19 protein-coding genes are annotated in these 17,367 nt (G+C 65.7%); 5 read left to right on the top strand and 14 right to left on the bottom strand.

The genetic code is table 11. The features are described from left to right. Positions 1-231 precede the first annotated feature (231 nt). Positions 232-786 carry a DedA family protein gene (locus OU800_RS01670; RefSeq protein ID WP_268180668.1) on the top strand — a complete coding sequence of 185 codons (555 nt, stop codon included), beginning with the start codon at positions 232-234 and terminating at the stop codon, positions 784-786. Here OU800_RS01670 and OU800_RS01665 read toward each other — a convergent pair. After that, positions 754-1,998, bottom strand: coding sequence for a sterol desaturase family protein (locus tag OU800_RS01665; protein WP_268180666.1), 1,245 nt, complete (start codon positions 1,996-1,998; stop codon positions 754-756). The two genes, OU800_RS01670 and OU800_RS01665, sit on opposite strands and share 33 nt — an antisense overlap. A 174-nt stretch (positions 1,999-2,172) precedes the next feature. On the opposite strand from OU800_RS01665, the gene elbB reads away from it, so the two are divergent. Together elbB and OU800_RS01655 are read left to right on the top strand one after the other, a co-directional pair. Further along, positions 2,173-2,832: an isoprenoid biosynthesis glyoxalase ElbB gene (elbB, locus tag OU800_RS01660; protein WP_268180664.1), complete on the top strand. Its 660-nt coding sequence runs from the start codon at positions 2,173-2,175 to the stop codon at positions 2,830-2,832. Positions 2,833-3,049: 217 nt separating this feature from the next. Further along, entirely contained in the window at positions 3,050-3,517 is a 468-nt protein-coding gene (locus OU800_RS01655) for a thioesterase family protein (protein ID WP_268180663.1), read from the top strand. Positions 3,518-3,554: 37 nt separating this feature from the next. On the opposite strand, the gene OU800_RS01650 is transcribed toward OU800_RS01655, so the two are convergent. The 6 genes from OU800_RS01650 to abc-f all read right to left on the bottom strand — a co-directional run bounded on the left by OU800_RS01650 (position 3,555) and on the right by abc-f (position 9,685). Continuing rightward, positions 3,555-4,004 (bottom strand): YaiI/YqxD family protein, encoded by a 450-nt coding sequence (locus tag OU800_RS01650; protein ID WP_061237351.1) that lies wholly within the window; start codon positions 4,002-4,004, stop codon positions 3,555-3,557. 41 nt (positions 4,005-4,045) lie between these two features. Further along, complete coding sequence (locus OU800_RS01645) at positions 4,046-4,381, bottom strand: enhanced serine sensitivity protein SseB C-terminal domain-containing protein (protein WP_268180660.1); 336 nt, start codon at positions 4,379-4,381, stop codon at positions 4,046-4,048. 162 nt (positions 4,382-4,543) lie between these two features. After that, positions 4,544-6,433, bottom strand: a complete 1,890-nt coding sequence (locus tag OU800_RS01640; RefSeq protein ID WP_268180659.1) for a cytochrome c/FTR1 family iron permease — start codon at positions 6,431-6,433, stop codon at positions 4,544-4,546. A 97-nt stretch (positions 6,434-6,530) separates the two neighbouring features. Then, complete coding sequence (locus OU800_RS01635) at positions 6,531-7,163, bottom strand: LysE family transporter (RefSeq protein WP_268180657.1); 633 nt, start codon at positions 7,161-7,163, stop codon at positions 6,531-6,533. Positions 7,164-7,226: 63 nt separating this feature from the next. Further along, positions 7,227-7,778, bottom strand: a complete 552-nt coding sequence (locus tag OU800_RS01630) for a mechanosensitive ion channel domain-containing protein (RefSeq protein ID WP_442964734.1) — start codon at positions 7,776-7,778, stop codon at positions 7,227-7,229. Next, positions 7,775-9,685 (bottom strand): ribosomal protection-like ABC-F family protein, encoded by a 1,911-nt coding sequence (gene abc-f, locus OU800_RS01625; protein WP_268180655.1) that lies wholly within the window; start codon positions 9,683-9,685, stop codon positions 7,775-7,777. Before abc-f ends, OU800_RS01630 begins: the two co-directional genes overlap by 4 nt. A 38-nt stretch (positions 9,686-9,723) precedes the next feature. Here abc-f and OU800_RS01620 point away from each other — a divergent pair, with 38 nt between their 5' ends. Continuing rightward, entirely contained in the window at positions 9,724-10,167 is a 444-nt protein-coding gene (locus OU800_RS01620) for a TIGR02444 family protein (protein WP_268180654.1), read from the top strand. Here OU800_RS01620 and OU800_RS01615 read toward each other — a convergent pair. Continuing rightward, positions 10,164-11,051, bottom strand: coding sequence for an AlgP family protein (locus tag OU800_RS01615; RefSeq protein ID WP_268180652.1), 888 nt, complete (start codon positions 11,049-11,051; stop codon positions 10,164-10,166). The genes OU800_RS01620 and OU800_RS01615 overlap by 4 nt on opposite strands. 137 nt (positions 11,052-11,188) lie before the next feature. Between OU800_RS01615 and OU800_RS01610 the strand changes: the two genes are divergently transcribed. Next, a complete protein-coding gene (locus OU800_RS01610; RefSeq protein ID WP_268180651.1) occupies positions 11,189-11,833 on the top strand; it encodes an FKBP-type peptidyl-prolyl cis-trans isomerase in 645 nt (214 codons plus the stop codon). Between the two features lie 16 nt (positions 11,834-11,849). Here OU800_RS01610 and rsd read toward each other — a convergent pair whose 3' ends face one another. The 6 genes from rsd to hemC all read right to left on the bottom strand — a co-directional run bounded on the left by rsd (position 11,850) and on the right by hemC (position 17,225). Beyond that, positions 11,850-12,323 carry a sigma D regulator gene (rsd, locus tag OU800_RS01605; protein ID WP_268180649.1) on the bottom strand — a complete coding sequence of 158 codons (474 nt, stop codon included), beginning with the start codon at positions 12,321-12,323 and terminating at the stop codon, positions 11,850-11,852. A 203-nt stretch (positions 12,324-12,526) separates the two neighbouring features. Continuing rightward, positions 12,527-13,018 carry a disulfide bond formation protein B gene (locus tag OU800_RS01600; protein ID WP_268180648.1) on the bottom strand — a complete coding sequence of 164 codons (492 nt, stop codon included), beginning with the start codon at positions 13,016-13,018 and terminating at the stop codon, positions 12,527-12,529. 114 nt (positions 13,019-13,132) lie between these two features. Then, the gene (locus tag OU800_RS01595) at positions 13,133-14,380 is read right to left on the bottom strand and encodes a heme biosynthesis HemY N-terminal domain-containing protein (RefSeq protein WP_268180646.1); all 1,248 of its coding nucleotides are present in this window, start codon (positions 14,378-14,380) and stop codon (positions 13,133-13,135) included. Next, positions 14,377-15,504, bottom strand: coding sequence for a uroporphyrinogen-III C-methyltransferase (locus tag OU800_RS01590; RefSeq protein ID WP_268180644.1), 1,128 nt, complete (start codon positions 15,502-15,504; stop codon positions 14,377-14,379). Before OU800_RS01590 ends, OU800_RS01595 begins: the two co-directional genes overlap by 4 nt. A 12-nt stretch (positions 15,505-15,516) precedes the next feature. Next, entirely contained in the window at positions 15,517-16,290 is a 774-nt protein-coding gene (locus OU800_RS01585) for a uroporphyrinogen-III synthase (protein WP_268180642.1), read from the bottom strand. Then, a complete protein-coding gene (gene hemC / locus OU800_RS01580; RefSeq protein ID WP_268180640.1) occupies positions 16,287-17,225 on the bottom strand; it encodes a hydroxymethylbilane synthase in 939 nt (312 codons plus the stop codon). Before hemC ends, OU800_RS01585 begins: the two co-directional genes overlap by 4 nt. Positions 17,226-17,367 lie beyond the last annotated feature (142 nt).

The following is a 17,367-nucleotide window of genomic DNA, read 5'->3' as shown; positions in this document are numbered from 1 at the left end:
GGACGGCGGAGCCCTGATGCAGGAGCATTCCAGCCTGTCCTTGACGCAGCAGAGCCGACGCGCAGCAGATCGTGAATAGGTTCTACGAGCATTATGACCATTTGATGACGGTCGAATGACCGCATGCGACGGCGCGTCGCACGGGCAGTGGCCCATTGTGGCACGTCACGCCACCTTCCGGGCTCTTCGCGGTCGGAGTAGTCTGCATCACCCCCTCCATGAGCGCAGCACATGCTACATGACCTGATACAGCAGTTCGGTTACCCGGCGCTGGTACTTGGCACCTTTCTCGAGGGTGAGGTCTCGTTGCTGCTGGCCGCTTACATGGCCGTGCGCGACCTGCTGGAAATCCAATGGGTGGCGCTGTGCGCCTTCCTCGGCGCCTTCGCCAGCGATCAGCTCTGGTACTACCTGGGGCGTCGCCATGGCCGCGCCCTGCTGGCGCGCAAGCCTCGCTGGCAGCCGCTGGGCGATCGTGCCAGCGCGTTGATCCAGCGCTACCCGGATCTGTGGGTGCTGTCCTTTCGCTTTCTCTATGGCCTGCGCACGGTGATGCCGCTGACCATCGGCCTGTCCGGCTATTCCTGGCGCCGCTACCTGCTGCTCGACGCCATCGGCGCGGGCGCCTGGGCTGGCGGCATCAGCCTGCTGGCCTACAGCCTGGGCAATGCCATGGGAGGCCTGCTGGAAGAGCTGCGCCACTATCAGGTTCTGCTGCTGGCCGCCGTGGTGCTGCTGCTCGCCCTGGCCTGGCTATACCGATGGCGTCAGCGCCGGCGCGGCTGAACGACGCGCCAGCCAGATACCAAACAGACTGGCCAGGCTGTAGACGACCAGCCAGCCCCAGGCAGTGACATTCGGCGTCAGCATGGCCAGACGCTCGGCCAGCCACAGGGCTGGCAGGTTGAGCGCCAGGCGCAGGCATTCCAGACGCAGCGCCCAGCCACGGTTTTCCAACCAGACGCCCATGCTGTACAGGCCCAGGGCAATCCATGCACAGCCCAGCAGCGCGGCGCTCAGCGATAGCACGTCACCTTGGGCCAGCAGCCAGACGCCCGCCAGCAGGTAGCAGGCGAACTGCAGCAGGGCATAAACCTGCGCGCCAGTGCTCAGCGGCACCTCGTACTTGCGGAACTGGCCGAGGTCGGGCTTGGCCTGTGGATAGCGGGCCGCCACATCGGCTGGTCGCCAGCCGGTGGGCATGAACCAGATGCGCAACCGATCCCACCAGGACTGCGCTCGCCGCGCGTCGTGCCAAAGCCCGGCATACACCTGCAGATTGGCCCACAGCGGATTCCAGCTAGCCAATGGCACGGTCACGCCGAATACCACCGGATGCTCGTCCAGTTCCTCTTGGAAGGTGCCGAACAGACGATCCCAGACAATGAACACTCCGCCGTAATTACGATCCATGTAGATAGGATTCTGCGCATGATGAACCCGGTGGTTCGAGGGTGTGATGAACAGCCACTCGAACCAGCCCAGCTTGGGGATATGGCGGGTATGCACCCAGAACTGATAGAGCAGGTTCAGCGCCGCCACCGAGACGAACACCAACGGCGGCACGCCGACCACGGCCAGCGGCAGATAGAACAGCCAACTGAAGAGAAAGCCCGTGCTGGTCTGGCGCAAGGCGGTGGAGAGGTTGTAGTCCTCGCTCTGGTGGTGCACCGCATGGGCGGCCCAGAGCACGTTGCGCTCGTGGCCCAGGCGATGGTTCCAGTAGTAGCAGAAGTCGTAGAAGACGAAGGCGAAGATCCACACCCACAGGCTGTTTTCGGCGAGTGGGAGCAGCGCCAGGTGCTCCCAGGCGAAGGCGTAAGTGAGCAGGCCCACCACCTTGGTCAACAACCCCGTAGCCTGGGACAGCACGCCGGCGCCGAGGCTGCTCAGGGCGTCGGCCAGCCGATAGGTACGCAGACCGCGCCAGCGGTCGGCCAGCAATTCCAGGGCAATGAGCAGGAAGAAGAAAGGCACTGCATAGAGGATGTAATTCATGACTGCGCCACGTTGTTGTACTTGTGCCGGGATTGGGCTGATATTCATCCTATGCGACCTGCCGTGCGGGTTCGCGTCGCCACGTGACAGTACGAGTGGCATTTGGCGACAGCGCACCCTTTGACCGACAACCAGCGCGCCTGCGTCAGGCGCGCGACCTTCAGGAGTTCGACCATGAGCAAGAAAGTGGCAGTGATTCTGTCCGGCTGCGGCGTCTACGATGGCGCCGAGATCCACGAAAGCGTGATCACCCTGCTGCGCCTCGATCAGCGCGGCGCCCAGGTGCAATGCTTCGCACCCAACGTAGCGCAATTGCACGTGGTCGATCACTACAGCGGCGACGAGATGGACGAGACACGCAACGTGCTGGTGGAATCGGCGCGCATCGCCCGTGGCAACATCAAGGATGTCAAGGCGCTGCACGTCGCCGACTTCGACGCGCTGATCCTGCCGGGCGGCTTCGGCGTGGCGAAAAACCTCTCCGACTTCGCTACCCATGGTGCCGGTTGCAGCGTGCAGCCTGACGTACTAGCCGCCTGCAAGGCCTTCGTCGACGCCGGCAAGCCAGTCGGCCTGATCTGCATTGCCCCGGCCCTGGCGGCGAAGATCTTCGGTGCCGGTGTGGTCTGCACCATCGGCAATGACCACGACACCGCAGCCGCCATGACCCAAATGGGCGCCGAACACCATGAGTGCGCCGTGGACGAGATCGTCGAAGACACAGCGCGCAAGCTAGTCACCACCCCTGCCTACATGCTCGCCCAGTCCATCAGTGAGGCGGCCTCCGGCATCAACAAGCTGGTCGACCGCGTGCTGGAGCTGACCCACCACTGATTGGGCCATGGCTGTAACGAATTCATTCGTGTTTCAGGTCAGCCTGCTGCTGATCCCATCGCGAATGGATTCGCTCCCACAAAGGCCCCTCCGAGCAGCGCCTGCGCCGAACCGGATACGACGATCCGGCCATTGGCCAGGGCGCTCCTGCAGCGCCCCTGGCCAAAGCTGCCAGGCTACGGCAGCGTGCGAGGGAGCAATTCGCGGAGCGACGACAATGCCCCATGCCTTCACCCTCGATGCCGACCTGCAGCAGGCGGTGATCGCCTTCTTCCAGCGCATCCCCTTCAACCAGTTGCTCGGCATCGAGATCGACAGGCTGAGCGAGGAACAGGTGGTCATGCACCTGCCGATGAAGCCCGAGCTGATAGGCAACTTCGTTCACGGCATCCTGCATGGCGGAGTGATCTCGTCACTGCTGGATGTCTGCGGCGGCGCCATGGCGCTGATCGGCGCCTTCGCCAACCACCAGCACCTGCCGCCAGCCGAGCGCATGAGCAAGCTGTCCAAACTGGGTACCATCGATCTACGCATCGACTACTTACGCCCTGGCCGTGGCCAGCGTTTCATTGCCACCGCCATGCCGTTGCGCGCCGGCAACAAGGTGGCGGTGATCCGCATGGAGTTGCACAACGACGAAGGCGTGCTGGTGGCGGTGGGCACCGGCACCTATCTGTGTAGCTGAGATGGGGTTGTAGGAGCGAGCTCATCAAAACTACGGCCTAGCGACTCAGCCGCGTGAGAATCCGATCCAGTGCATTGGCGAAGGCCTGGCGATCCTTTTCCGAGTAGGGCGCCTGACCACCACCGACCTGCCCCTGCTCACGCAGATCGGTGAACAGGTTGCGCACCGCCAGACGCTCGCCCATGTTGCGCTCGTCGAATTCGCGGCCGCGCGGATCCAGTGCCGCCACGCCCTTCTTCACCAGGCGGTCGGCCAGCGGTACGTCGCTGCAGATCACCAGCTCGCCAGGCACGGCATGCTCGACCAGATGATCGTCCGCCGCATCCGGGCCGCTCGGTACCACCACCAGTTTCACGCAGGCGAAGTTGGGCCGGGCCACGGCCTGCCCGGCCACCAGCACCACCTCGAAACCACGTTTGAGGGCGAACTTGACCACCTGATCCCGCGCCGCCCGGGGGCAGGCATCGGCATCTATCCATACGCGCATGGAGCACCTTCGACAGCAAAACCAGTGGCCAGTATGCCAGCTCAGGCGCTGTAGAACGGCTGGCAGCGCTCGCGCACAGCGCGCGACAGGTTGTCCTCGCTCAGCTCGATCAGATCCAGCTCGACTTCATCCGGCAGCAGCTCGGCCACCTGCGCAGCCAGACGCCGCTGGCCCCGTACGTCGGCACCGGAAACCGCCAGCAGCAGTCGGGGCTGCGGGCCGATGGCCGGATCGCGCAAGGCGGCCAGGTAGGCTTGCCGAACCTTGAGCTGGGCACAGGCACTGGACAGCGCCTGCTCCAGAGTGGGATGACGCAGGGGGGCAACCGCCAGATCGGGACTGTCGGCGTAGTGAGTGGAGGAACTCGTGGAGGACATGCGGGCACTCGGCAGAAGAATTGGAATCAGCCTAAGCGCTATCAGACAAGTTGTCGCGGAGCCGGTTCACGATCTTTTGCAACGATAGTACCAAAACCCAGCGCCTTGCCAGCGGGGCGAATTCACGAGCTGCGAATTCGCCCCAGCGGAACCTTTCCTCGGTCAGCCCTGGGCGATCAGACGGCGCCGCTCGTTCAGGCGGCTACGCCCGTAGAGCAGCGCGATACCCAGCAGGGCCAGGCCCTGGGCCGAGAGGCTCCAGGCATCGGCATGAATGCCCAGCCAATCGAAGTCGAAGAACGGCACTGGCCGCGTGCCCAGCACGCCGGCCTCCTGCAAGGCGGCCACGCCATGGCCGGCGAACACCACCGAGAGCACGCACAGCAGCACGGCATTGGCGCCGAAGAAGGTGGCCAGCGGCAGCTTGCGCGAGCCGCGCAGGATCACCCAGGCCAGGCCGAGCAGCGCCACCAGTGCAGCGCCGGCACCGGCCAGCACCGCACCGTGTCCGGCCGGGCCGGCCTGCAGCCAGAGGGTTTCGTAGAACAGGATGACCTCGAACAGCTCGCGGTACACCGAGAAGAACGCCAGCACGGCGAAGCCGAAGCGACCACCGCCGCCGACCAGGCTGCTCTTGATGTAGTCCTGCCAGGCAGCGGCATGACGACGATCGTGCATCCACACCCCGACCCACAGCAGCACCACGCTGGCGAACAGCGCGGTCACGCCTTCGAGCAATTCGCGCTGCGCACCGCTGACATCGATGACATAGGCCGCCACCGCCCAGGTAGCGACCCCGGCCAGCAACGCCAGGCCCCAACCGATGTGCACGCTGCGCACCGCCTGCTGCTGCCCGGTGTTGCGCAGGAAGGCGAGAATCGCCGCCAGCACCAGAATGGCTTCCAGCCCCTCACGCAGCAGGATCAGCAGACTGGAGAAGAAGCTCAGCGAGGCGTTCATCGCACCGCCTTCGAGCAGGGCCGCCGACTTGTCCAGCTGCACCCGCGCCAGCTCCAGCGCTTGGGCGGCCTGAGCGACACTGGCACCGTCCTGGATGGTCTGGCGGTAGGCCATCAGCGCCTTCTCGGTAGTCTTGCGTTGTGCCGCATCGAGGTTGTCCAGCGCGCCCTCGACCAGCTCGAACCCTTCCAGATAGGCGCCGACAGACAGGTCGTAGGCCTGCTCGACATGGCCGTCACGATAGGCCTGCAGGCTGCGTTCGAGGGTACTGCGAGTGTGCCCGATCAACTGCTGCGGGCCACGCTGTTGCACGGTCGGATGAGCGCGCTGGGCGCGGAATGTGGCGACATCGCCATCGGCAGCGGCGATTTCCGCCGGTGTGCGCCCGGCCAGCTCGGCCATGCTGAAATGCTTCTCACCTTGTGCCTGGGTAGCGCTGAAGCCGGCGATATAGGTGGCCAGATCCCAGCGCTGGCGATCGTCGAGCTGATCGGCGAAGGACGGCATGTCGGTGCCTTCGATACCCAGGCCCAGGGTGTTGTAGAGGTCGTACAGGCTCAGCCGATCCATCCGCGCGGCATCGCGCAGGTTGGAGGGCGGCGGCTCCAGGCCGATGCCAGCCGGGCCGTCGCCGGCGCCGCTATCGCCATGGCACACCGAGCAATGCTGGGCATAGAGCGGCGCGCCGCGTTCGGGGTCGGGGGTAATGGCCGGGGTCTGCGCCACCTGATACAGCTCGGCCAGGCGCGCGCTGAGCTGGCGCGCCTGCTGGGCCACCTGCTCGCCGGGCTGATGCTGCTGCACCGCCTGCTGCAGCGCGGCGATGCCCTGCTCCAGCTCACCGCGCTCGGCCTTGGCCGGCAATTCGGCCACCAGGCCTTGCAGCACGCCGAGGAACTCCAGTTGCTCGCGGTATTCGCCCGCGTCGACCACCTGCCCTTCAGCCACCGTGGCCGGATAGTCGGCACCGATATAGCCAAGCAGGTGCAGAGCCTGGGCGGCCCCATCGGACGACTCGGCCTGAACGGACAGGCTGCTCAACGCCAGCATGGAGAGCAACAGGCAGGACAACAGGGAACGATAACGGCTCATCAATGCATTCCGAAACGCGAATGGATGGCATTAAATTGTTGCCGGCCTGCCCTGCGCAGACAAGGAAAATCTGAAATATTTGGTAACAGACCTGGCGTCAGACGGCGGCGCGCTTGACCGTTGCCAGCAGACCGGCCGCTGCTGCGAACAGGGCGGCGAAGCTGCGGTTCATCACCCGTTGCTGACGCGGCGTGCGCAGCGCCCGCAGCACACGCGAGGCGAGGCCGGTATAGCCCGCCATGACGATCAGGTCGACGACGATCATGGTCACGCCCATCACCAGATACTGCGCCAGCAGCGGTGCATGGGGATCGAGGAACTGCGGCAGTACGGCGAGCATGAAGACGATGGCCTTGGGGTTGCTGGCATTGACCAGGAAGCCACGCAGCACCAGGGTCAGCGGCCGGCCGATGCTACGCTCGGTGGCACCGGCATCCAGCTCGCTGGGCAAGGCGACCCACTGCTTGTAGGCGAGAAACAGCAGATAGACCACACCGAACCACTTGATCACGCTGAAGGCCAAAGCCGAGGTGGCGAGAATGGCGCCCACGCCAGCGGCGACGATGGCGATTTGCAGGGCCAGGCCCAGTTGCAGGCCCAGGGCATTCCAGTATCCACGCCAGAAGCCATACTGCAGGCCAGCGGACATCGAGGCGACCGCGCCGGCACCCGGCGACAGGCTGATCACCCAGCAGGCGACGAAGAAAGCGAGCCAGGTTTCCATGGCCATGGTGCGTACCTCGAATGACTCGAATCAGGGGAAGAGCGCTACAGCCTACTCCTGCCCCCGCGTTCAACGCCAGCGCCGTACCGACTTCTGGAAGAACAGGCTGTTGGGCACCTGCAACAAGGCTCCGGCACCCTCTTCGCTGACGTCCTGCAGGGTGGTGTAGAAGAGGTTGATGGCGATGACTCGGCCCTTCACGCCGGGCTTGTCGGCGCTCTCGATGACCTCCACGGTGTCGCCCATGCGGAACGGCCCCATGGTGAAGATCAGCAATGCGCAGAACATGTTCGACAGCACGCTCCAGATGGCAAAGAAAGCCACCGCAGCGACGGCGGTGAAGCCGGTCAGCGCCGTCCAAAGTACCGTCGCCGACACCCCCAGACGCTCCAGCACCATGAGCAGTGCGCTGCCCATGATCAGCCAGCGCACCAACCCGCGCAGTGGCAGCAGCACCTCCTGCGGCAGCAGGCTGTAACGTGCGCCCAGGCGACTGATGGCGCGGGTAAGGATGCGCTGCGCGATCCATGCCAGCAGGATGATCAGCAGCACCTGCCCGGTTCGTATCAGCGGCTCGCGCCAGGTGGCGAGCCATTGCAGCAGATCCACTTGCTCGATCATTCGGCCTCCTCTAGCTGTTGCTGCAGTGCCTCCAGGGTTTCCAGCGCCAGCAGCCAGGCTTCCTCCAGTTCGGCTTCGCGCGCCTTGAGCTGCGCCTGTTCGGACAGGCGCTGGCGCAGCTCGTCCTTGCGCGCGGACTCGTACAGACCACTATCGCCCAACTGGGCTTCCACGGAGGCAAGCTTTTCCTGCACCTTGCCCAGCTCCTGTTCGAGCTTGTCGGCCTGCTTCTTGTGCGGCGCCAGTTGCTGGCGCAGCGCGGCGGCGGCCTGGCGCTGGGCGCGCTTGTCGGTCTTCTCGGCACCGGCAAGCGGGGCGCTGACCGGCTGCTGACGGGCGCGAAAATCGATCAACCAGCGCGCGTAGTCGTCCAGGTCGCCTTCAAATGGCTGGATGCGCCCATCGGCCACCAGCAGGAACTCGTCGGTGGTGCTCTTGAGCAGGTGACGATCGTGAGAGACCACCAGTACCGCACCGGCAAACTCCTGCAGCGCCAGGGTCAGGGCCAGGCGCATTTCCAGGTCGAGGTGGTTGGTCGGCTCGTCCAGCAGCAGCAGGTTGGGCTTCTGCCAGGCGATCAACGCCAGGGCCAGGCGCGCCTTCTCGCCACCGGAGAAATTGAGCACCGGCTCGTCACAACGGTCGCCACGGAAATCGAAGCCGCCGATGAAGTCACGCAACGTCTGCTCGCGCTCGCTCGGTGCCAGGCGTTGCAGGTGCAACAGCGGGCTGGCCTTGGGATCCAGAGCATCGAGCTGATGCTGGGCGAAGTAGCCGATGGCCAGGTTCTCGCCACGGGCCAGTTCGCCGCCGAGCACGGCAAGGTCACCGGCCAGGGTCTTGATCAGGGTCGACTTGCCCGCACCGTTGGGGCCGAGCAGGCCGATGCGCGCGCCGGGCGCCAGGCTCAGCTTGACCTTCTCCAGCACGGCCTTGTCGCCATAGCCCAGGCGCGCCTCAGACAGATTCAGCAGCGGGCTGGACACCTTGTCCGCCTCGCGAAAAACGAAATCGAAGGGCGAGTCGACGTGTGCCGGAGCCAGCTCCTCCAGGCGCTCCAGCGCCTTGATGCGGCTCTGCGCCTGGCGCGCCTTGGTGGCCTTGGCCTTGAAGCGGCGGATGAAGTCTTCCATGTGCGCGCGCTGCGCCTGCTGCTTCTCGAAGGCCTGCTGCTGCTGCGCCAAGCGTTCGGCGCGGGTGCGCTCGAAGGCCGAATAGCCGCCGCGATAGAGGGTCAGCTTCTGCTGTTCCAGATGCGCGATGTGATCGACCACGGCATCGAGGAAGTCACGGTCGTGGGAAATCAGCAGCAGCGTGCCGGGGTAGCCTTTGAGCCACTCCTCCAGCCAGAGGATGGCGTCGAGGTCGAGGTGGTTGGTCGGCTCGTCGAGCAGCAGCAGCTCGGACGGGCACATCAGCGCCTGGGCCAGGTTAAGGCGCATGCGCCAGCCGCCGGAGAAGTCGCCGACGCGCCTGTCCATCTGCTCGCTGGTGAAACCCAGCCCGGCCAGCAGCTTGCGCGCACGTGAGTCGGCGCTGTAGCCCTGGGCGTTGTCCAGTTCGTTGTGCAGACGGGCGATGGCGCTGCCGTCGTGTGCGGCTTCGGCCTTGGCCAGCTCGGCCTGGATCGAGCGCAGGTGCACGTCGCCGTCGAGCACGTAGTCCACCGCCAGGCGTTCGAGGTCGTCCACTTCCTGACGCATATGGGCGATGCGCCAGTCTGGCGGCAACTGGCAGTCGCCGGCATCGGGGCCGAGCTCGCCACGCAGCAGGGCGAACAGGCTGGATTTGCCGGCGCCATTGGCACCGATCAGGCCGACCTTCTGGCCGGCGTGCAGGGTCAGCTCGGCGCCTTCGAGCAGGCGTTGCGGACCACGCTGTAGAGTGAGGTTCTGGAGTCGGATCATAATGGCGGCGGAGTCTAGCAAATCGCCCTGGAGGCCGCGTGCAGGATCTGTGGAATTTCGCCCTCGAACTCTACGCCAGACCCGGCGTGGAACAGGCCTGCCTGCAATTGCAGGAAGCAGGCAGCGACGTCTGCCTGCTGCTTACAGGCGCCTGGCTGCAAAAGCGCGGCGTGCGCTGCCTGGACGAGCGCCTGGCAGCATTACGCGAGTTGGCCGGCCCCTGGCAGCGCGACGTGGTCGCCCCGCTGCGGCAAACACGTCATCAATGGCGATCCGCCGCCCGTGAGGATGCAGAGTTGGACGCTCTGCGCGAACAGCTCAAGAGACTGGAATTGCAGGCCGAGCGGGTGCTGCTCGAACGCTTGCAGGCGCTGGCAGAAAAATGGCCCGAAGAGGCAGGCGAAGACGATTGGCTCGCTCGCCTGGTTGGGAAAGGCAGCGCCGCGCTGCAGATGCTACGCGGCGCTGCAGGCTCGCCTTAGGACGCGCTGGGCGTATTCGCAGCGGCTCCGTTATCAGCGGCAGGCGCTACGGGCGCGGCCGGTGCGGCAGCAGGCTTGGCCGGAGCCTTCTTCACCGGCGCTTTCGCAGCGGCCGGCTTCTTCGCCGCAGCCGGCTTGGCAGCAGTAGCCGGCTTGGCAGCCGCTGGTTTGGCTGCTGCCGGTTTGGCAGCAGGCTTGCTTGCAGCCGGTTTGGCCGAGGCCTTGGCTGCCACGGGTTGGCTCGTAGCTGGCTTGGCTGCCGCCGGCTTGCTGGCGGCCGGCTTGGCCGGAGCCTTGGCTGTTGCGGGCTTGCTCGTAGCTGGTTTGGCTGCAGGCTTGCTCGCGGCCGGCTTGGCAGGTGCTTTAGCCGGGGCCGGTTTGGCGGCGGCCTTGGCCGCTGCTGGTTTGGCTGCAGGCTTACGGGCGGCAGGCGCCTTGGCAGCAGCCGGCTTCTTCGCCGTAGCTGGTTTGGCTGCCGACTCGTCACGTGCTTCGAGCGCCTTGCCGGCAGCTTCCTTCACCTTGCCCACGCCCTGAGCCAGCTTCAGGCTTTCCTGTGCGTCACGCTTGAGCTCGGCGATATAGGCACGGGTCTCGCTCTGACGAACCTTGAGGGTGTCGAGCAGCTCTTCAAGCTCGGCAACTGCATCCTTGGCCTTGGCTTGCGCCTTGGCTTTGCCGGCCACGGCGGCATCCTGCAGCTTGCCGCGCGCCTTGTGTAATTTTTCCTGGGCCTTGCCGCGCTGCTTCTCGAGTTTGGCGAGGAGTTTCTCGGCATCGATCAGGGCTTGCGAGCAAGCATTTTCCAAATGCTCGAGTAAGCTACCGGACAACTGATGAAGCAGGTGCAAAGGGGTGCTGATGGACTTCTTCTTGGCCGACATGACGCGCCTCCGGGCGGATGTAGAAGCGCCCATACTAGACTCAGGCGTTTGCCCCTGCCATAGCACTTTTCACCGACGGGGCATCGGGCTGCATCCGGCGCTGGCATAATCGCCGCAATCGGATTGGAGACCCCGTCATGAGCCGCGCCCTAGCTGCCGCATTTTGCCTGTGCATCAGCCCACTCGCCTTCGCCACGCCACAAGACGACCTGGCATACAGCCTGGGTGCCCGCCTGGGTGAACGCCTGCGCGAGGAGGTGCCGGATCTGGCGCTGCCGGAGCTGATCGAAGGCCTGCGCCAGGCTTACGCGGGCCAGCCGCTGAGGCTGGACGAGGCGCGCATCGAACGACTGCTGGAAGAGCATGAAGCGCGCATGGCGCAAGACCCGCAGCGCCATGCCAAGGCCCAGCAGGACGAACAGCGCTTTCTCGCCGAGGAGCGAGCCAAACCTGGTGTACGGGTATTGGAGGGGGGCGTGCTGATCAGCGAGGTACGGCCCGGCAGCGGCGCCAAGCCGACTGCACGTAGCCGTGTGCAGGTGCGTTACAGTGGCCATCTGGCCGATGGCAGCCTGTTCGACGAGAGCCAGACGCCGCAGTGGTTCAGGCTCGACAGCCTGATCGCGGGCTGGCGCAGCGCCCTGCTGCAGATGCCGGTCGGCGCGCACTGGCGCCTGGTGGTGCCATCGGCCCAGGCCTATGGGGCAGAAGGCGCGGGGGATCTGATACCGCCCTATTCGCCGCTGGTTTTCGACCTGGAGCTGCTCGGCGTGGCCAACTGAGCCACTCCCACGAGCCTCAGGCCAGTGCGGCGGCCTGTTGCTGATGCGAGTTGTGCAGCACCTCGATCAGGCAGTCTTCCAGCTCGAAACGCTCGTGCAGCAAGGGCCCCAGACGCTGCAACTCGGTCAGCAGCTCGCTGGTACCCTCGCCACCGCTGCCATCGCAGCGATCATTGAAGGCCAGCGCGACTTCGGTGATGGCTTCGATACGGGGGTAGATCTGCTTGGCCAGCTCCAGGCCGCGTCGGTCATTGAAGGCCTTGGCTTCGCTGGTGAGCTGTTCGTAGACCTCGAAATGCCCGGCCGAGACATAATCGACCAGCAATTCACAGAAGCCGTGCAGGCGCTCTGCCGTGACAGCCGAACTCGGCGGCGTGTCGACCAGCCCCTTGTAGGCCTTTACCAGTTCATGGCGCTCATGCAGCCAGCGGTCGATCAACTGGTGCACACCTCCCCAGCGCTCCTGGGCGTTGCGGCAACTTTCGAGCATGGTGAGCCTCACTTCCCTTATCGCGAATGCCTGTCGTACGCCCGTTCCCGAGACGTTGTGTCTGTCGGCAAATGGCATTGAGGGGACGACGCAACAGGTCGTCGCTCCTGCGGTACACGCGTGCCAGATTATGCCCGCAAAGTGACAGCCTTCAAGGCGCCCAGGGAGAAAAATTCATACGCCCGTTTGACTCATGCCCACACTCAGCTACGGCGCAACGACTGGAACAGGGCAAACCCCAGCATGCCGATGAAACCCAGCAGGCTCCACTCCGGGATGCTCATGCCGAACAGTGTCCAGTTGACCTCGGCGCAATCGGCCGTACCACGGAAGACCTTGCTGACGATCTCCTGCAAGGGGAAGGCCTCGATCATGTACTCCAGCCCTGGTAGACAAGCCTCCAGTTGCTCCGGCGGTACGCTCTGCAGCCAGATCTGCCGACCAGCCGTGGCCGCCCCGGCGAGGGCGAAGAACAGCGCCAGCAGCGCATACACGCGCTGCCCGAAACGCCCCGGCCCATGCAGTGCCGCCACCAGGCACACCAGGCCGAAGGCGATCACGCAGATGCGCTGGACGATGCACAGCGGGCAGGGCTCGAGCCCCACCACATGCTCCAGATACAGAGCCGCTGCCATGAGCAGTACGCAACCGAGAAACGCCAGGAAGAACAGAGGACGCGGACTGGCCAAGTGCATGGTGACTCCGAAGAGGAAAATCGAGCGCGTACGGTAGAGGAAAGCATGGGCGCCTTTCAAGGCGCCCATGCATGGTAGAACACTGCTGGTCAGACGATGGTAGCGTTCCGTCCGTTAGCTCGCCGCACCTCGTGGCTGTGGCAGGTTGGGCAAGCCGTGGTGGAGCAGGTCATGGCTTTCCAGCAGCAGTTGATTGCTGCGCTCCACGTCGCCGAGCTGCGCCAGCAGGCGAGCCAGCTCGGCGCAGGTCTCCGGATGGCGCTGCAGACGCAGGCTGCTCTCGAAATAGTCGCGCGCCTTGCCCCACAACTGGTTCTGCAGGCACAGCCGGCCGAGGGTCAGTTGCAGCGCGGCATCGTCCGGGTGCTGTTTCAGCCAGCCCTCGGCGTACTCTAGCTGGCGCGCCGGATCGCTGCCGCGCAGCACCCCGTAGAAACGCGCCAGGCGGCTGTCGTAACTGCGTTTGAGCGCGCTACGCAGCACCTGCTCGGCCTCCTCCTGAGCACCGAGACGGCGCAGTTGCTCGACGTAGGTGGCGATCAGTTCCGGGTCATGGCGCAGGCCAGCGGAGAGCTGGTTCCAGGCCTGGGTCAGCGGTTGCAGGGCGGTCTCGCCCTGCTCCAGACCCTGCTCGCCAACCTCGGCCAGACGTCCACGCCAGGTTTCACGCTCCAGCTCGTCCAACTCGGCGGCTGGCAGCGCCTTCTCCTTGCGCAGCTCCGGCAACAGGCCCAGCAGGGCCGACCAGTCCTGACGCTGAAGATACAGGCGCTGCAACTGACGCAGCACCAGGTGGTGCCCTGGGTGGCGCTCGCGCATGGCCTGCAGGGTCTCCAGCGCGGCATCGCTGTCGCCCCGTTTGCGCTGCAGTTCGGCATGGGTCAGGGCAATCGCCAGCTCGGCTCGAGGTTGCTGTTGCAGCGCCTTTTCCAGCAGCGCATCGCTCTGTTCGTGCTGGCCGAGCTTGCCGGCTGCCCGCGCTGCCCCAAGGTAGTACATCAAGGGCTGGCTGGAGGCCTCGGCAGCACGGCTCAGTTGCCGCTGCGCACGCGCCCAGCGCCCTTCGGCCAAATCCAGCATGCCTTGCTCGGAGGCCAGGCGAGCGCGCCGTTCACGATGCAGGCGCGACCAGGGGTTGGCCAGGCGCGTGGAGCTGAGCAACAGGCGCAGCAGGGCCTTGGTCAGGTAGTACAGCAGCACCACAACCACCAGCAGCCCGAGGAAAGCCCACAGGCTGGACTGGTAGCGGAAGCCCTTGTAGGCGAACAGCACGTAGCCAGGGTCGGCCTCGATGGCCAGGCTGAGCAGATAGAGCGCCGCGCCAACGGCGAGCAGAACGAGCAGCCAGAGCAGGCGTTTCATTGCACCTCCCCGGCCGCTGCGGCCCCCTGCCGACGCTGGGCGTGCTTGCGCTGCAGATAGGCTTGCAGTGCATCGACCGATTCGCTCAGATCCGGCACCTTGACCTCGACGGGGGCGTCGGCCAGTTCGGCGAAGCGCTGAAGCAGGGCACGGCTGTCAGGATTGTCCAAGTTGAAGTGGGCGTCGAGGATCTCCTCGGCCTGCTTCAGCGCCTGCCGGTATACCCCGCTCTGCCCATGCAGCGCGGCCCATTGCGCCTGTTCCAGGGCCAGCGACAGGCTCAGACGCACCTGCGCCAGGCTCTGCCCGGAGAGCAGCGGGCGCACGTTGCGATCAGCGTCGAACTCGATGCGGAAGTAGTCGGAGAGTTTTTTCAGCCACTCGCTCCACCAGGCACTGCCGTCACCTTCGGCAGCCAGGTCGGAGAGCACGTCGCCCTGCCCTTCCAGGGTCGGCGCCAGCGGATTGAGGGTGGCCGCCTGCTCACGCAGGGCAGCCAGTTGCAGGAACAGGCCGACCCGATCCGGGCGCTGCGTGGTGCGCAGGGCTTCCAGGCTACGGCTAAGCTGTTCGCGGGCGGCGAAGGCAGCCGGGTCGTTCTGATCCCGCAGGATGTCATCGGCGGTCTGCACCAGCGTCTCGGCACTGTCAACGTCCTGCAGGGCGCTCAGACGCAGCGTGGCCAGGCGCAGCAGGTGCTCGGCCTCGTCCAGGCGCCAGTCCTGACGACTGCCATCGAGCACGGACTCCAGGCGCTGGCTGAGGCGCTGCTGATCGCTCTGCAGATTGGCCAGCAGCCGCCGGCGCTCATCCAGCTCGGTGGCACTGGGCAGCTCGGCCAGGCGCGCATCGAGGCGCTGGGCCACACCACGCACCTGCTGCTCACTGTCATCGGCGATGCGTTGCAGCGCCTGCGCCTGCTGTTGCTCCAGCCCCTGCATCTGCTGCAGTTGCCACAGGCTCCAACCACCTGCAGCCGCTCCGCCCAGACCGATCAGCAAGGCCAGGGCGGCGAGACCCGTGCCGCCACTGCGTGGCGCCTTCACCGGCGGTTTGCTGGGCGTGTTCGCGGCTGCGCTGGCCGAGGTTTTATCTTGTTGTTTCGGGGTGGCTGCTTCGCTCACGTATCCATCCTTCTAGAGGGTGGCAGCCGGAAAATGCTCCAGAGCTGCCTGCAAGGCCGCGGCACTGGCACCGCGACAGTCCACAACGATTTCGGCGCCCGCACGGCGCGCTTGCTCGGCCACACGCGGGCTGGGTACGAACAAGGGTAGCCGAGCCAGCCTCGGCCAGTCGGCCCCGGCGAGCTGCAGCAGATGTTCGAGCCCCTGCCCACTGCTGACCATCAGGGCGTTCAGGCGTTCCGCCAGCACGCAGCGCATCAGCTCACCGGCAGGGTATGAAGGCAGCGTGCGCCGGTAAAGTGGCAGATAGTCGACCGTCACGCCTTGGCCGCGCAAGCGCTCGGCGAGAAATTCTCGGCCACCTTCGCCACGCAGGATCAGCACCCGTGGTGCCTCGGCGGTGGCGATGGCCTGCTGCAGGGCCGGTAACTCCAGCAGCGCTTCGCTGTCATCACCGCTGGCGGGAAAATGCACCTGCAGCCCCTGCTCGGCGAGCACATCGGCGGTGGCCGCGCCAACGCTGAACCAGGCGGGCGTCGCCGGTGCTTGCGGCCAGTAGCGCGCGAGCCATTGCAGGCTCAGGCGGGCCGCCGGCTTGCTGACCACGATCACCGCGCAATAGCGCCGCAGGCCGGCGAAGGTTTCGTGCTGCTCGGCGCATTCAGGCAGTGACTCGATGGCCAGCAGGGGCAGGCAATGGCTGGCGATGCCCTGCGCGGCCAGCGTCTGCGCCAGCGCCGCGCACTCCTCGGCGGGGCGGGTCAGCAGCAGGCGCCAGGCGCTCACGGGTGGCCGGCCTCGCCGTACACCGCCTTGAGAATATCTTCTGCTCCCTGCGCCAGCAGCGCCTCGGCCACGCGCACGCCGAGGGCCTCGGCATCGCCGCTGGCGGCACGCTCTTCGGCGCGTAGCAGCAGGCCACCGTCCGGTTGGCCGACCAAGCCACGCAGCCAGAGCTGATCGTCTTCGAGCAGGGCATAACAGGCGATGGGCACCTGGCAGCCACCATTGAGGCGCTTGTTCAGCGCCCGCTCGGCGGTGACGCGCAGGGCGGTTTCGCGGTGGTGCAGCGGCGCCAGCAGGGCCTGCACGTCGCTGTCAGCGCTGCGGCACTCGATGCCCACGGCGCCCTGGCCACCGGCTGGCAGGCTGTCCTCGGCACTGATCGAGCTGCGAATGCGCTCCTCGAAGCCCAGGCGGATCAGCCCGGCTGCGGCGAGGATGATGGCGTCGTACTCACCGGCATCGAGCTTGGCCAGGCGGGTGTTGACGTTGCCGCGCAGGAAACGGATCTGCAGATCGGGCCGGCGCGCCAGCAACTGGGCCTGCCGACGCAGACTGGAGGTGCCGACCACGCTGCCGGCCGGCAGCGCATCGAGGCTGTCATGGGTGTTGGAGACGAAGGCATCACGCGGATCTTCGCGCTCGCAGATGCAGTACAGGCCCAGGCCTTCGGGGAAGTCCATGGGCACGTCCTTCATCGAATGCACGGCGATGTCGGCGTCGTTCTCCAGTAGCGCGGTTTCCAGCTCCTTGACGAACAGACCCTTGCCGCCGATCTTCGCCAGCGGCGCGTCGAGCAGTTTGTCGCCCCGACTGACCATGGGCACCAGACTGACTTTCAGGCCGGGATGAGCCTGTTCCAGGCGGGTTTTGACGTATTCGGCCTGCCAAAGGGCCAGGGCGCTCTTGCGGGTGGCGATGCGGATTTCGCGGGGCATGGGGCAATTCCAGAAAACGGATTGCCGCCATGATAGCAAGCTCCAATACCGATTGGCCGCCCCCTCCAAGCCCCAAGCCCCAAGCCAATCCGTGTAAGGGCAACCCCGAGCGACCAAGCGCCGCACCTTGCTTTTACTTGCT

This window comes from Pseudomonas sp. GOM7, from assembly GCF_026723825.1.
Taxonomy (GTDB): Bacteria; Pseudomonadota; Gammaproteobacteria; order Pseudomonadales; family Pseudomonadaceae; genus Aquipseudomonas.
The sequence above is the reverse complement of the archived record's forward strand: the minus strand, read 5'-3'. Positions and strand labels throughout refer to the sequence as shown.

Bases quoted from the DNA above. Each gene is read 5' to 3' on its own strand.
- OU800_RS01670 (WP_268180668.1), top strand. From the start codon at position 232: ATGCTACATGACCTGATACAGCAGTTCGGTTACCCGGCGCTGGTACTT.
- OU800_RS01665 (WP_268180666.1), bottom strand. From the start codon at position 1,998: ATGAATTACATCCTCTATGCAGTGCCTTTCTTCTTCCTGCTCATTGCC.
- elbB (WP_268180664.1), top strand. From the start codon at position 2,173: ATGAGCAAGAAAGTGGCAGTGATTCTGTCCGGCTGCGGCGTCTACGAT.
- OU800_RS01655 (WP_268180663.1), top strand. From the start codon at position 3,050: ATGCCCCATGCCTTCACCCTCGATGCCGACCTGCAGCAGGCGGTGATC.
- OU800_RS01650 (WP_061237351.1), bottom strand. From the start codon at position 4,004: ATGCGCGTATGGATAGATGCCGATGCCTGCCCCCGGGCGGCGCGGGAT.
- OU800_RS01645 (WP_268180660.1), bottom strand. From the start codon at position 4,381: ATGTCCTCCACGAGTTCCTCCACTCACTACGCCGACAGTCCCGATCTG.
- OU800_RS01640 (WP_268180659.1), bottom strand. From the start codon at position 6,433: ATGAGCCGTTATCGTTCCCTGTTGTCCTGCCTGTTGCTCTCCATGCTG.
- OU800_RS01635 (WP_268180657.1), bottom strand. From the start codon at position 7,163: ATGGCCATGGAAACCTGGCTCGCTTTCTTCGTCGCCTGCTGGGTGATC.
- OU800_RS01630 (WP_442964734.1), bottom strand. From the start codon at position 7,778: ATGATCGAGCAAGTGGATCTGCTGCAATGGCTCGCCACCTGGCGCGAG.
- abc-f (WP_268180655.1), bottom strand. From the start codon at position 9,685: ATGATCCGACTCCAGAACCTCACTCTACAGCGTGGTCCGCAACGCCTG.
- OU800_RS01615 (WP_268180652.1), bottom strand. From the start codon at position 11,051: ATGTCGGCCAAGAAGAAGTCCATCAGCACCCCTTTGCACCTGCTTCAT.
- OU800_RS01610 (WP_268180651.1), top strand. From the start codon at position 11,189: ATGAGCCGCGCCCTAGCTGCCGCATTTTGCCTGTGCATCAGCCCACTC.
- rsd (WP_268180649.1), bottom strand. From the start codon at position 12,323: ATGCTCGAAAGTTGCCGCAACGCCCAGGAGCGCTGGGGAGGTGTGCAC.
- OU800_RS01600 (WP_268180648.1), bottom strand. From the start codon at position 13,018: ATGCACTTGGCCAGTCCGCGTCCTCTGTTCTTCCTGGCGTTTCTCGGT.
- OU800_RS01595 (WP_268180646.1), bottom strand. From the start codon at position 14,380: ATGAAACGCCTGCTCTGGCTGCTCGTTCTGCTCGCCGTTGGCGCGGCG.
- hemC (WP_268180640.1), bottom strand. From the start codon at position 17,225: ATGCCCCGCGAAATCCGCATCGCCACCCGCAAGAGCGCCCTGGCCCTT.